The sequence below is a fragment of the Flavobacterium sp. LS1P28 genome (assembly GCF_003970335.1).
Taxonomy (GTDB): domain Bacteria; phylum Bacteroidota; class Bacteroidia; order Flavobacteriales; family Flavobacteriaceae; genus Flavobacterium.
On the sequence record NZ_RYDI01000034.1, the window covers coordinates 1 to 14,483 of the forward strand.

9 protein-coding genes are annotated in these 14,483 nt (G+C 36.3%); 3 read left to right on the plus strand and 6 right to left on the minus strand.

Annotated elements, in window-relative coordinates; translation table 11 throughout:
- Positions 1-86: 86 nt before the first annotated feature.
- Together EKL97_RS15390 and dinB are read right to left on the minus strand one after the other, a co-directional pair.
- The gene (locus tag EKL97_RS15390; RefSeq protein WP_126569294.1) at positions 87-3,143 is read right to left on the minus strand and encodes a DNA polymerase III subunit alpha; all 3,057 of its coding nucleotides are present in this window, start codon (positions 3,141-3,143) and stop codon (positions 87-89) included.
- A 6-nt stretch (positions 3,144-3,149) separates the two neighbouring features.
- Positions 3,150-4,331 (minus strand): DNA polymerase IV, encoded by a 1,182-nt coding sequence (gene dinB, locus EKL97_RS15395; RefSeq protein ID WP_126569295.1) that lies wholly within the window; start codon positions 4,329-4,331, stop codon positions 3,150-3,152.
- An 89-nt stretch (positions 4,332-4,420) separates the two neighbouring features.
- Between dinB and EKL97_RS15400 the strand changes: the two genes are divergently transcribed.
- The 3 genes from EKL97_RS15400 (at position 4,421) to EKL97_RS15410 (ending at position 9,393) form a co-directional block, all read left to right on the plus strand.
- The gene (locus tag EKL97_RS15400) at positions 4,421-5,191 is read left to right on the plus strand and encodes an XRE family transcriptional regulator (RefSeq protein ID WP_126569296.1); all 771 of its coding nucleotides are present in this window, start codon (positions 4,421-4,423) and stop codon (positions 5,189-5,191) included.
- Positions 5,192-5,206: 15 nt separating this feature from the next.
- Entirely contained in the window at positions 5,207-6,043 is an 837-nt protein-coding gene (locus EKL97_RS15405; RefSeq protein ID WP_126569297.1) for a hypothetical protein, read from the plus strand.
- A gap of 71 nt (positions 6,044-6,114) precedes the next feature.
- The gene (locus EKL97_RS15410; protein ID WP_126569298.1) at positions 6,115-9,393 is read left to right on the plus strand and encodes a hypothetical protein; all 3,279 of its coding nucleotides are present in this window, start codon (positions 6,115-6,117) and stop codon (positions 9,391-9,393) included.
- A 31-nt stretch (positions 9,394-9,424) separates the two neighbouring features.
- On the opposite strand, the gene EKL97_RS15415 is transcribed toward EKL97_RS15410, so the two are convergent.
- The 4 genes from EKL97_RS15415 to EKL97_RS15430 form a co-directional block, all read right to left on the minus strand.
- Positions 9,425-10,405, minus strand: coding sequence for a YhcG family protein (locus tag EKL97_RS15415; RefSeq protein ID WP_126569301.1), 981 nt, complete (start codon positions 10,403-10,405; stop codon positions 9,425-9,427).
- A gap of 91 nt (positions 10,406-10,496) precedes the next feature.
- Positions 10,497-12,479 carry a conjugal transfer protein MobC gene (gene mobC / locus EKL97_RS15420; protein WP_126569302.1) on the minus strand — a complete coding sequence of 661 codons (1,983 nt, stop codon included), beginning with the start codon at positions 12,477-12,479 and terminating at the stop codon, positions 10,497-10,499.
- 17 nt (positions 12,480-12,496) lie between these two features.
- Complete coding sequence (locus EKL97_RS15425) at positions 12,497-13,801, minus strand: relaxase/mobilization nuclease domain-containing protein (protein WP_126569299.1); 1,305 nt, start codon at positions 13,799-13,801, stop codon at positions 12,497-12,499.
- Positions 13,786-14,178 carry a plasmid mobilization protein gene (locus EKL97_RS15430; protein WP_199742848.1) on the minus strand — a complete coding sequence of 131 codons (393 nt, stop codon included), beginning with the start codon at positions 14,176-14,178 and terminating at the stop codon, positions 13,786-13,788. The genes EKL97_RS15425 and EKL97_RS15430 overlap by 16 nt, the downstream gene beginning before the upstream one ends.
- Positions 14,179-14,483: the final 305 nt, after the last annotated feature.

Sequence of the window (14,483 nt, forward strand, 5' to 3'; positions counted from 1 at the left end):
TTATCAGCTTATTAAACTAATTTTTTGAAAGATATTTCTTTCTTTTTTATACTTTTTTTTCAACCCTTGATTCGCATTACTAGTTATCATGTATTCATTTTCTGCCTTGGCAAATTAATTTCATGCTCCTGAGGATATGGAGCCCGATGTGTCATGCTGATGTCTTCCCGAATATGTTCGTGGACCTTATATTGCCTGTCTGTAGTATTTGAATATCGCGGATCAGGAATGAAAGGCATCTTTGCCATTTTGGTAACAGTAACGGTAGGAAAATGGTAATCTACTTCTACAGTTCCTAGTAGTAGGTAACAACCACCACCCTGAAAAGGATATTTTTCAAGGCTGTCCGTAAAGTGCGCCGTATCGAAATATTCCCCTTCTATGTCTACCCAAGTACCAAAATACATTGTTCCTTTTTTGGTAGGCACGTGTTTGCGGGAAATCAGATAAGCGAGCATTTTTACTGTTTTTTTATGGTGTTTTACCAAATCCTTTGCCATTACATCACCCTTGTAACTGGTCTGCAACAGATCGAAAGGGGAACAGGATACTGGAAAACTTAAGAGTTCTATTTCATCAAAGGCATCTTCAAAAGGAGAGCGTTCCAATACAGGCAGTTTATACTCTTTGACAGGTTCCTGAAGCAGTAGCATGTTTCGGTTTTCGGGTTTGAAGTTTACCAAAATTAGTCTGGCAATTACGAGTAATTGGTTTTTTGTTTTGCCGGTAAAATGGAAAGCACCAATAAAAATCAGAATCTGGATTCCTTCAATTCCTATGGGGATTCGATTGATGAAATCTTCCAATGATTTGAATTCACCATGTTCCTCACGCTCCGTGACTATAGCATGTGCTATTTTAGTTTCCAAACCTTCAAGATGCATCAAGCCTAAATAGATGTCGATGCCATATACTGTAGTTTCGTATTCACTCTTATTGACACATGGATTGTGTATGGTAGCTCCAGACATTCTTGCCTCATGAACGTAGACTTCAGTACGATAAAAACCTCCCTGATTATTGATGACCGCTACCATAAATTCGACAGGATAATATACCTTCAGGTAGAGACTTTGGTAACTTTCAACGGCGTAAGATGCAGAATGCGCCTTGCAAAATGAGTATCCAGCGAAAGATTCGATTTGTCTGTATATTTCTTCACTCAGTTTTACGGGATGTCCTTTTTGCGCACAGCAGGTAAAAAAATTATCTTTCACTTTTTGCAGTGCCGCTTTTGAACGCCCTTTGCCACTCATGGCACGGCGTAGTATGTCTCCATCAGCTGCCGGAAGGCCACCGTAATGCAAGGCAATCTTGATTACATCTTCCTGATACACCATGATCCCGTATGTTTCGCCCAGCTGTTCCTTAAAAACCTCATGAAAATACTCAAACTTATCGGGATGATTATGTCGGAAAATGTATTCTTTCATCATTCCTGATTGGGCTACACCCGGACGAATAATCGATGAAGCTGCTACAAGTGTTTTGTAATTATCGCATTTAAGTCGGCGAAGCAGTCCACGCATGGCAGGACTTTCGATATAAAAGCAGCCGATGGTTTTTCCTCGTCCCAAAAAGGTATTTGCAAGAGCCTCATCCTTGGATAGAGCCGTATTGCGAATATCTACTTTAATGCCACGGTTCTTTTGAATCAGCTTTACGCTATCATCAATATGCCCAATACCACGCTGGCTTAAAATATCGAATTTTTCAAAACCAATATCCTCTGCAATATGCATATCGAAAAGTACAATAGGAAACCCTTTTGGAGGCATCTCCAGCACCGTGTAGTTGGTAATGGGTTCCTCTGAAATCAATATGCCACAGGAATGCATACTTCTCTGATTTGGGTATTTTTCGAGCATCATTCCGTATTCCTGTACATACTTTACTATTGAATTTTTATCATGTAAAGCCATTGGTTTTTTAGCCAGCATATCCAATTCTTCCTTTGGTAAGCCAAATACTTTTCCGACTTCCCTGAATATTGAGCGGTATTTGAATTCTACGTTAGTCCCGCAAAAAGCTACATGATCAGCTCCGTAGCGATTGAAAATATATTCGAGTATGATGTCGCGTTCTTTCCAGGACCAGTCAATATCAAAATCCGGTGGACTTTTACGGTTCACATTCAGGAAGCGCTCAAAATATAAATCCAATTCTATTGGGCAAATGTCAGTAATACCAAGGCAATAACTCACGATGCTATTTGCGCCGCTCCCACGACCGATATGTAAAAATCCCCTGCTGTTACTGTAGCGAATAATATCCCAGGTTATTAAAAAATAGCCACTGAATTCCAATTCATCAATCACTTTTAATTCTTTTTCCACTCTGGCTTTTGCCTGAGGGTTATTGTCGCCGTATCTCCAAACAAGGCCTTGGTGTGCAAGGCTCGTAAGTAATGCCATATCACTCTTCCTGCCGTTGGTATAATACTTTTTATTTTTTGGGGTTTTGAAATCGAATTCGAAATTGCATTCCTGAATTATTTTTTCGGTATTCGCTACTATCTCTGGGTACTCGTTATATTTTACCAGTAGTTCGTCCAAAGGTTGCATCACTTCAGAAGTTTTACAGTAATCCTCTTCAGTAAGTTTGGATAAAATGACATTCGTATCGATAGCACGCAGGATTTTGTGCAGATTGAATTCTTTTTTTGTGCGGAATGTTACCGGTTGGAGGATGATCATTTTGCGCTGTTTATTTTTCCATTCCTGTAGGTATAATTTTGGGAGCTGTTCAGGACGAATGCCGATGTATTCGTTTTTATTTAAAACTGCTGGTGCATTTTCAAATGAATAAATTATAAAAACATCACTAAATTCAGGTGCTTCCAAAGGCAAAGTTGTATCCTCAAAATTATGTTTGGTAAGAAATCGATTCATTTCTGCAAGACCTTCAGCATTTTTGGCCAGACCAATATAATGTAACTTATGATTATATCGAAATTCCATACCGACCAGTGGTTTTATCCCAAGCTTATTGCATGCTTTTATGAAATCGTAAATACCGGTTACCGTATTAATATCTGTCAATGCCATAGCTTTGACATTAGATGCAACTGCTTGTTGTACCAAGTCCATCAGCGGAATGGTACCGTAGCGTAGGGAATGAAAGGAATGACAGTTGAGGTACATTGTGAATTAGAATTTACGTTTTAAAATTTCTGCTTTGTTATTGGCCTTGAAGGTTGCGCCAGCACATCGCATTACAGCATCAAAACCATAACGGCTTTTCATTTTGTCCATGGCTTGGTATAATGACAGCATTTCTTCGGTATCTTCAAATAGGTCGATTTGATAGGTGCCTCTAACCAATCCGCTGAAACGAATTCCGATTAACCTAAGACGCATTCGACGTTGGTATACTTTATCAAATAAATCGGTAACGCTTTTTGTGAGGATGTGATCCGCAGATGTATATTGTATCCGGCATTGTTTGGTTTCCGTATCGAAATTGGCATAACGTATTTTAATGACTACTGTTGAGGTAAGCCATTCTTCTGAACGTAGTTGAAAGGCCAGTTTTTCTACCATGCCAATAAGTACAGATTTCAGTTTTTGAATATCGATCGTATCTTGTGAAAATGTATGTTCTGTCGAAATTGATTTGCGTTCCGTGTAGGGCTCCACAGGATTGTTGTCTATTCCATTGGCTTTCTTCCATATTTCGATTCCGTTTTTTCCGATCATTCGTTGCAATACCTCAGCAGGCATTTCAGAAAGTGTCTGAATTGTTCGGATACCAATTCTTGACAATAATTGAAACGTTACATCGCCCACCATGGGGATTTTTTGGATGGACAGTGGATTTAAGAATGGCTTTACCATATTCTGGGATATTTCTAGATTTCCTTTTGGTTTCCCCTCCCCTGTTGCAATTTTAGAAACGGTTTTGTTAACCGATAAAGCAAAGCTTATGGGTAAACCGGTTTCTTTGGTAACGGATTGTGCCAGTTCGTTGGTCCATTTATAACCTCCGTAAAATTTATCCATACCGCTAATGTCAAGATAGAATTCATCAATGCTTGCCTTTTCCATTATTGGCGCTTTTTCTTCAATGACTTGGGTAACAACATGTGATAATTTAGAATATAGTTCCATATCCCCTTTCATCACTTTTGCATGCGGGCAAAGCCTAAGCGCCATTTTAATTGGCATTGCTGAACGAACTCCGAACGTTCGAGCCTCATAAGAACAGGATGCCACAACACCACGGTCACCACCACCAATAATTAAAGGGATGCCTTCTATTTTTGTGTTGCCTAACCTCTCACAGGATACAAAAAACGTATCCAAATCCATATGTACAATTGCTCTTTCCATAGTCATTCCATAATTTATACAGTACAAAATTAGTACAGGTTGTAACAAAAATATTTATATTTGCTGTTACAAATTGTAACAAAATAAATATGTCTTTATTCTCCGACAACATTAGAAACCTTAGGATGAAAAAGAAGATTTCTCAGGAAAAACTCGCTGAGAGCCTTCTAATCACACGAGGGAGGTACGTAAAGTACGAGAACGGAACCTCAGAAGCACCATATGAAATACTGAAGAAAATAGCGCATTATTATCATATCAGTATTGACCTGTTGCTTTCTGTAGACGTGCGGAAAATTCCAACGGATGATTTATTGAAATTAGAAAATAACAGATTGGTACTGCCGATTACTGTTGATGCAGCCGGAGAGAATTATATTGAAGTCGTAACACAGAAAGTTAAGGCTGGCTACTTAAATGGTTATGCCGATCCGGAATATATTGAAAGTCTGCAGCAAATTTCATTGCCTTTTTTGGGACTAGGAAAGCACAGGGGTTTTCCAGTGGAAGGAGATTCTATGCCACCGCATGAAGACGGTTCCATCATTGTCGGGCGTTATATTGAAAAATTAGGTGAAGTTATGGATGGGAAGACTTATATATTTATAACCAAAAATGAGGGTATGGTGTATAAGCGATTGAATAAAAACAAGAAAAACGCACTCGTTCTTGAATCTGACAATAGTTTTTATCCTGCTTATGAAGTCAAAGCTTCGGATATTCTTGAGATTTGGGAATACGAGTGTAATATTGGACGAAATGATAAGAAGTTAGATAATAACGATTTAATTAGTTTACAGGATTTAATTATGGAAATGAGGAAAGAAATCAGGGAAATTAGTATTAAGATAAAAAAATAACCAATTCATAGATTTATGGAACAATTAGATAGCAAGGAATATTATAAAAAACTAAATCAGCCTTTTATATATTTTTTATTAAGTATTTTTAAATTACATGATATCATTGAAGCTTCATGTATTGGTCTTAAACAAGCCAAGGAGACGCCGAGAATAATGGAATATCTTCACAAAATCGAGAACTCTACATTAGATATTGAAGAATTAACTAAAGAACCCAAAAGAATAGCTGATGTTGCATGTGAAGAGATTGATGCCGGTTTTCCTTTTTTGTATTCTCAGTCTTTATTAATGATGTACGCAAATCTGGAAAATACAGTTAAGACTCTCATCATTGAATATTTTAGGAATAATAAGATGACCGATTTTGATGATGGAAAAGGTAAAAAAATAAATCTTATAGTTCAGAATACAGAAGATGTGGATGTGATAGAGTATACTTTTAAGGAGTATGAGAATAAAATCATCAAGAATAGAACGCTTGGTTATGGCATAGAGAGATTTGAAGCTCTATTGCAACCTATTGGGTTTAGCGGCGATGTAGATCTGGTGTTGGTCAAAGATATCCATGAACTTAATCAAATTAGGAATACGATTGTCCACAGAGCCTCAATAGCGGATGCTCATTTTATCGCTAAATGCCCAGATTTGGGTTACAAAATAGGAGATATGATTGCCATTGATTGTGTAGATTATGAAAAATATTATTGTGCAATTGGTAATTATGTTTTAGAGATAACAAGGAGGCTTGGCAAGGAAATGGGATGTGATATAACAAAACTAAATGAAGCAAAAATGAAATTTCCTAAAACTTATTTTAAGGCGTATGCAGTACCCAAAGACATCAGTTAATGATGAAAGTTTGATAAAATAATGTAATTATATTGGTTATTATTCTAATTTAGATTAAAATATCAAACTATATGAGTCACATTTCTTCTTTATATCTTTTTGCTAAAGAAACCGATTCCGTCGAGACAGTAAGAGGCTTCAAATTTCAAGAATTGAAAACTTTAGAAACATGGTTGTCAAATAAAATTAACGGTATTGATGAGATTATATACTGCGACTATGAAGAAGATATATTTCAGAGGGATCTTGCTACTTTTAAAGCTACATTTAAACAGCTTAAACTCTATTCTTCAAAAAACTTTTCTTTTGCCAGTACCGAGATAACAAAAGCAATAGCTCATTTTTTTATGCTTTTTGTAAAGGGAGACTATCTGCTGGATAAGATAACATTTGTCTTTGAAACAAATACATCCATTGCGGCGAAAAAAGGCGATAACGACGCTGAACTATTGAACGATTGGGCTGCAGGCCAAGATAGTCTTGATGTGGATCTTCTCCTGAGGTGTACTGCTAAGCTGAAGTCTATTCTTGATGCCTATATTGAAGAACAATACGGCAAGCTTAAAAAGGGAGAAAATGAAAACTTGGATAATATAAAACAGATATATGAAGAACTCCCAATTGAAACCTGGGAGCTTTTTGCTAAATCAATTCGCTGGAATTTTACCGGGATTTCTGCTGAGCAGGCTCTTAACAATTCTATTGCTGCTATTAAAAACTCCATTGAGGAGCTTCCATTTCCTATAACCAAGGATCAGCACGATATAGTCTTTGACAAACTCAGGGGTATTGTAAGTGATAAATCTATGGCAGTTGATCCTGAAGAAAGAAAACTTTCCAACGGTTTGATGACCCAGGCGGTTTTGGACTTAGGAAGCCGTGATGATAAATCTTATAACAAAGATTATGAGATATGGAAAGTTGTAGAAAAGATTATTGATTTCAAAATGGGGGAGTTCTATCAGGTATTATATGCAGCTAGACACTGCAGAAGAAATAAATACCTTCTCGAACATGCCCAGAAATGGAACATGCTGCTTCTTGAGTATTACAATAATGCTCAGACTCCCGCAGAAGAAAAGCGCGAGGTAATTTATGAATTGGTCTGGTCAACCCTGCGTCCTGTTGCTAATAAAAAACCGGAAAACTCATTAAAAGGGCTGGAACCGCTGGTTGAACAGTATTTTAGTGATTTTGAACAATATAAAAAACCTCAGGCTGCAGAAGATGCCTTAAATCTGATTACTGTCGTTGATGCTGTAACAAGGTTCGCCCTTATTTCGATAAATGAAGAAAAAATTACCGAATGGTACAGCCGCTTTGAAGATTTTCTGACTGATGCAAAGGAATTATATAAAGACAGAAAACATGATCTGGTAAGGGTACTGGAAATAGAATCTTTTTTCATCCTAAACCGAAATAGTCTTGAGTATGGGGATGAACAGGAGAATCTAAGGAAAGTTAAAACAAATTTTGACCGGATTATTGCCCTTCTACCTGAAGCTCCGATGTTTTCGGTATCACAGCTAGGAGAGCGTGTCAGTTTAGCTCTGCAGATGTACTTTAATATGAAAATGGAAGCAAAGGAGGTTGAAATTATTGAAGAGTTCTCCGAAGCGCTTGAACCTTTCGTATTGGCAAGGGACAGGGATAAAGATACTGCCAAAGGCTATATCATAAAAGGTGATGAGTATCTCAACTCGGTTAATTCCAAAGGTATTCTAAAAGCACTTGCTTATTTTCATAAGGCTAAAAACCTGTATTTAAATGATGATTATGCGGAGGGATATACTTTGGCACTGCTTAATATTTCACAGTTTTATTGCGCTGTAGGGATGAACATAGCGGCAAAGCATTATGCTCTTGCTGTTATCTGGTACGTCCAAAACGCGGGTGATCCCACATTATACAAAAGGATAAGTGATGCTTACGGGCTGCTTTTTCATTATGAATTCAAACAAGGTTCCTGGATAAATGCGCTGCAAAATTTTGAAACGGTGGCAGCATACCGCAATGAACTTGATCCGAGGCCTTTTGATCCTTTTGAGGACGAATCATTAATGAAGAAAATGGTCGAGGTTTCCTACATATTAGCAATTTCTCCTATAATTTCCCCTCAACTTTCGGCTTTTATCGAGTATGAAAAACAGCAGATGGGATCTTTGTACACAGACTTGCTTCATGATTTTACAGCAGGAGTTATCTCACATGCGGGTGATGAAAATTCGATAAGAAGAATTACGGAAAGCAAAGTCGACAGCCCTCCAATTAATGATATAGGGGAGTTTAGAACTTTGAGCTGGAAAGTTTTCGGCAGTGTATGGAATGTAACTTTCAGAAATGATTTTATACTAAACTCAGTTGGTGAAGAATTCTGCTCGCTTATACAGGTCTTTCTTACCGACATTGCCGTTTACGAATTGGATTTTCATCTGCTTAAAGATGAAATTAACATTGAAATTGTACTTAGCGATGTTCCCAAGCCGCCTGAGCAGATTGCAGATAATTCAAAATACAGCTGGAGAGTATACCTGCAGCTTGTTGCCTCGAACGATTCGCGAATAATAAATCGTCACTATGCTTTTATCTCTACGGTCTTAAAGATTATACTTGACGAATTGAGCCTTCTTCCTTCAGAACGATTTGAGGAGCTTTTTAAAGTTATTATGTCTAAAGATATCGGCAGTAAAGCATTACTTCTGAACGCTTATCAGTTAATGTACAGAAAAGAATTTTCCAAAGACAAGTTTAATGATTCCAAAAGAAGTCATTTCAAAAGGGAGTATCTTCCCATAACACATTTTCAGGCTAAACCATTACATTGGAATAATAACACAAGCAATTTATATAATCATGAAGAAAATATCGAAAATATAGGGTTTAGGTACTTAAAAAACCTTAAGAAGATAGCCATTACATTTGAGAAGATAAAAGATATTCCTGCTTTTATTACCAGAATAAAAGATTTGCGCGAGAAAGGATGGCTTGATTGGCAAATACTTATGGCTTTGATGAACACTATCTTTAATTATAAAGCCAATATTAAAATGTCAATTCTTCAAAGAAATTATTTATTAACGGAAGAGAATGCAATGCATTTTAGACAAATTATCACTGACTTACATAGAGAAGGTGAGAATGTTGCTAATTATATTGAGATTCCTTTACAGGAAATTATAGGAGAAAATCTTTTAATGCATTTGGAGCAAAGCAGCCTTTATGTATTAAAATCATTTGGATTAGAGAACAGATCCAGATTTCCAAATTACACAGCTGTAATGGAATTGTTAAACAATAGATTTAATTTTGCCCAGGATGACCTAACAGATAATAGCCCTTTCCAATTTTAGGAGAAACTTATAATTTCTATTTATTTGTGGGCTATTTTGGTAGTTCACAAGTGAAAATTTGAGATAGTTTTTGCTTTAATAGATGCTTATCCGGTAACTGAATTTTATATTCAGCAACCATTGTAGGAGACAGACTTCGGCTTAAAGCATATTCTACAACAGCATGATCCTGATCCTTGCATAATAATATTCCAATACTTGGGTTTTCATTTTGTTTTCTTACGTCTCGATCCATTGCTTCTAGATAAAAATTTAGCTGACCTAAATGTTCAGGTTTGAACTTATCTGATTTTAATTCAAAGGCTACCAAACATTGTAAGCCTCTGTGATAAAACACCAGATCAATATAAAAATCACTATGACCTACCTGAACTTTATATTCTTCCGCAATAAATAAAAAATCTTTGCCTAACTCTAGGATAAAATCTTTCATTTGTTTTATCAGCCCTTTCTGCAGGTCTCCTTCATTATGAGGCTCTGTAAGATTTAAAAAATCAAATACATAGCTATCCTTAAATGTATTTAAAGCCTCTGGATGAATTTCTCTCAACACTGTTGAGAGTTTTACATTGCCCAACATAGTTCGTTCATAAAGACTGGATGAAATCTGTCGATCCAATTCCCTAAAACTATAGTTTTCTTGCTTTGATAACTTAAGGTAGAACTCTTTTTCTGTTATCGTTTTGCATCTTGAAAAAATAGCAAGATTATGTGACCAGCTAATTTCTCTCAACGTTGTTGAGAGTTTTGGATAAGCACTGTATGATTCATAAAATTGCTTCATCCTCCAAAGGTTTTTATCTGAAAATCCTTTTAAATCCGATTCGTTCTTTTGTATATATTCGGCCAAATCCTTAACGACAGATTGTCCCCATTCAGAACTTTCAACCTTCTTACTAATATACTCACCGATATTCCAATAAAGCTCAATTAGCTCAGTATTAATAATTTTAAAGGCTTTGAATCGTGACTCTTTTATAAATTTCACAATGTCTAAAAACTGATTTTGCATTATTTCCATAATTTTATTTTTTTTTAATTGGTTATATAAATGAACAGGTAAATTTTTCCCTACCCAGACGAAGTTGGAAAACCGATGAGGATTATTTTTTCATAACTAAATGCGCCAGTCCAAAATCATTTAATAGTCTTTCTTTTTCAGAATAAATAATGTCCTTGATGTCCTGTTTTATTTGCAAGTAGTTGCGTTGTACCATTGCGTTATCGACTTTCCGAATAACAGGGATATCTTTATAATCATCCTGTTCGTTTTTCAGTGCTTGATGGTCATTTACAATTTCGGAATGAAATGCTTTCAATTCAATTTTACAATCGGGATCATCGGTTACCATACCTACAAATTCACCGGAACTAAGTCCGGAAATTTTGGAAGGAGGCACTGCGGATTCCAACTGTTTGGAACGACTGATCGAAGTGTCCCCGCTATTAATAGATAGGCTTTCCCTGTCCTGCATGATCTTTCCAAAACGCTCTGATAATTGTTTGGCGGTATCCCCTGTAACTTGACCGCTGACGATATTTCCAGTAATGTTCATAATCACATCGGCTTGCTCACGCCCATAGTCCTTGCGCAACTGACTGAAGTCCTGAATACCCAAACAAGTAGCTACTTTATTGCTTCTGGCAGTAGCAATCAAACTATCCATATTGTTGAGGTAAATTGTTGGAAATTCATCGAATATCAGGCTGCTTTTCTGTTTGCCTTTTTGGTTGACTAGTTTTACCAATCTGTTTACATAAAGCGATAATACAGCACCATAAATTTGTATTTTCTGTGGATTATTTCCCATGCATACAATTTTTGGTTCCTCTGGATTATTGATGTCCAATGTGAAATCATTGCCTGATAAAACATAATATAACTGAGGAGAAGAAAGCCTCGCCATTGCGATTTTTGCCGAAGCGATTTGACCTTCCAATTGGTCCATTACATTATTAAGGTAGGCATTTACAAAAGGATTAATGAGTACCTCAATTTCTTTTTCAGTTCTAAGCAAGGTAAACAAGCTATCGTAGTCTGCCTGCATCAGTTCTATAACATGGGGAAGCGTACAAAATTCGCCGTCTTTGTATTTTCTTAAATACCATATTATAGCTGAGAGAAAATTAATCGGCGATTCTACAAAAAAATCTCCCTGACGTTTGATCCATTCTTTATTTAATCCTAACAGAATAGTACGTGCAGATTCAGAAGCATCGGTAATATCACTCATGGCTGAAGGCTCTAATGGATTGCATCGGTGCGTTCGGGTCAGGTCGTCAAAATTAATAACAAAAAATTGTGGTGGTTTAGGATAAAGATGTTTGTATTTGAGCCAGGTATTATAGGTAATTTTGGAAAGGTCATCGAACTTAAAATCATAAATAAACATAGTAAAACCTTTGCGGATGTGCTGGGTAATAACATGACGTATAACGAAATATGACTTTCCAGAACCTGGAGTCCCCAGAACCATCAAAGCACGAAAGGGATTAATAATGTTTATCCAGCTGTTTCGTACCTTATCTTTTAAGTGATATCTAGCAGGAAGGTTGATGGAATATTCATTCTCTAAAAGCCTTTCTTCTTGAGGAAAGGTTTCATTTTCAGTATTAAAAATATCTTTATCGCTGAGCCTGTTTTTTATAATACGCGAGAGCAAAGTTCCACCAGAAAGCACCAAAAGAAACCCAATTGCCGTAATGCTCATATAAGCAATCGCCGCCTGTACTATTTCTATTTTCAGATATAATGAAAGATAGCTTATAAAGTAAATTAGGATACCCGTAATTATATAAGCAAAGGCCGTTTTATAATTCAGTTTTTCATCTTTACGTCCCTTGGCACCTATTAGGGAAATCATCAAAAATCCCAATGCAAAGAGTTTAGATTTATGAAAATTACTGAACAATCCTGTATGGTGAATATTGCTCATAATTTTATCACTGAACCCGCTAACGAGATGCCACTCCCGAAAGGCAACGTAGCAGTAATAATAAAAATGGATCACCAAAACAATGATGCTGATTAGTCTGGTCATGTCGAGTATCTTCCTCAATGCCTGTTCGTTTTCTCCTGTCTGCATAGCCATAATTTCAAATTTTATTGATTATTAGACTGTCCTCTTCTTTTTTTCTTTTTGCCTTTGAGTTGATACGGAACGTAATTAGCAACCTGTTCGGATTGCGTAAGCATATCTAATAATTGCCCCATTACTAAATCGGATCCAACTGATTTAGTATTCTGAAAATCATCACCAAACGAAGTTGTATTGATTTTATAATTAGGCGTTTGTGATGTAATTCCCTGTAATTTTTCACTATCTGAACTTCCCATTTTTTGTTCTACTGGGCTAATTGATTCACAACGTTCCTGAATTGCTTTAGCGCTGTATTGTTTGTCCAGCTTACTACCGTTAAAAACACATTTTGTGGTATGGTCTACATAAGTAATCCCATAAAGTAATCCTTCTGCATTTTTTCTAAAAACAGTATTGATTCCATCTTTTTCCAGTAGTTGCACCATTTCCGTAAGTGATATTTTCGTTCTTAAAAATGCCATATCAATGGCGTTTTTTACCCTTCTCATATCGGAAATTTGGCCAATCGTATTGGATGTAAATTTTCCTTCTAAAAATTTCAGGGTTGGCTTGTTGTAAAATAGACTGGCCTTTATGGGTACACCGATAGGTTTGCCATTTTCATCCAGTATCCGGTACATTAATCCTTTTGTCTTAAACATTCTTGAATTTTCATTGCCTCTGTCTGCCAAAACATTGTATTGTTGTAACACTGCATTCAGCTCCGGAAGGCTGGTATATTTATACGATGAAAGCACCTGGGCCAATACATTTGCAATAGCTTTTTTGGATTCGTTTCGCCCATAGTGAACCTTTCCTGAGATGATAGGATGTAGTTCAAAATCTTGATTATTTATGCGTACTTGCGCTTTAACAAGTCCAAAAAGTTCTTCGATCTCTTTTCGCGCTGGTTCAGATCGGTTTAGACCAATATTTTGCATGTCGATCCGCTTGCCATCCCTCTCTACATTTATGGAGACCAGATGGAGATGCGGATGCCCGGAATCGTGATGCTGGTATACCAGATAAGGTTGTTCTCCAAAACCTATTTTCTCCATATAAGTATCCGTAATAGCCATTAATTTTTCTTTCGAATGATTTTCCGAACGATGAAAATTCAATGAGATGTGCACACTGTTTCGCTTTACATTTTCATTTAATTCCAACTGTTTTAGAAAACGATTCAGTTTTATAGTACCGCTCATTTTATCCACATCAATTGAATAATTTCCAGCACCGATACACTCTGCTACGTCCTCTTTTACTTTGTTTTCATTGTAATAGAAAACCTTGTGGATAGAGTGTCCTGTTTTTATGATTGCAACCATTTTTCCGAGATTTTTTGGATGCATATCTTGATTTCTTCAACCTTGTTCAAAAGGATTTTTTTATCCTGTTCAGAACTGATAATCCAGACTTTAAATTCAGGAATTTGGTCAAGGGTATGCAGCTTTTTTACCGCTTGGTTGAAGTTGTTTCCAATAGCATTTAATTGCTTATATAGCAGCATCATTTCAAGGGTCATATCATCTAAAGACTGATTCCTGTAAGTCGTGTTTATTGGTTTATTAAATAGGTGTTTACGTATGTAGTCACTCAGCTTACGGCAAGTACTTGCTTTCCATTTACGTTCAATTTTCGCATACTCTTCGGGTGTAAATCGTAACCCAACAATGCGTGTTCTGTTTGAATTTTCTCTTTCCATTATCTCTCATTTTCATTATTATCAAACTCTTTTTATCCTTTCAGTGTCACTGCTAACGAGTCCCGAGTATAGAGCAGCAAGAATCTGTTGTTTAACAACAGGACATCTTGCCGATTGCAGGAACGTTGCAATCTTCCTGATACTTTAACTGTTTTTTAGACATTCCAGTATTTCTAAAATATTCAAAAGTCAAATTTCTCATTTATAGCCTCTTTTTATACTATGTGATATCACTAGTGTCCACTAAAAAATAAAACAAGTTCTTTGAAATTATTGTAAATCTGTATTTTAAGAGTCATTTTTGA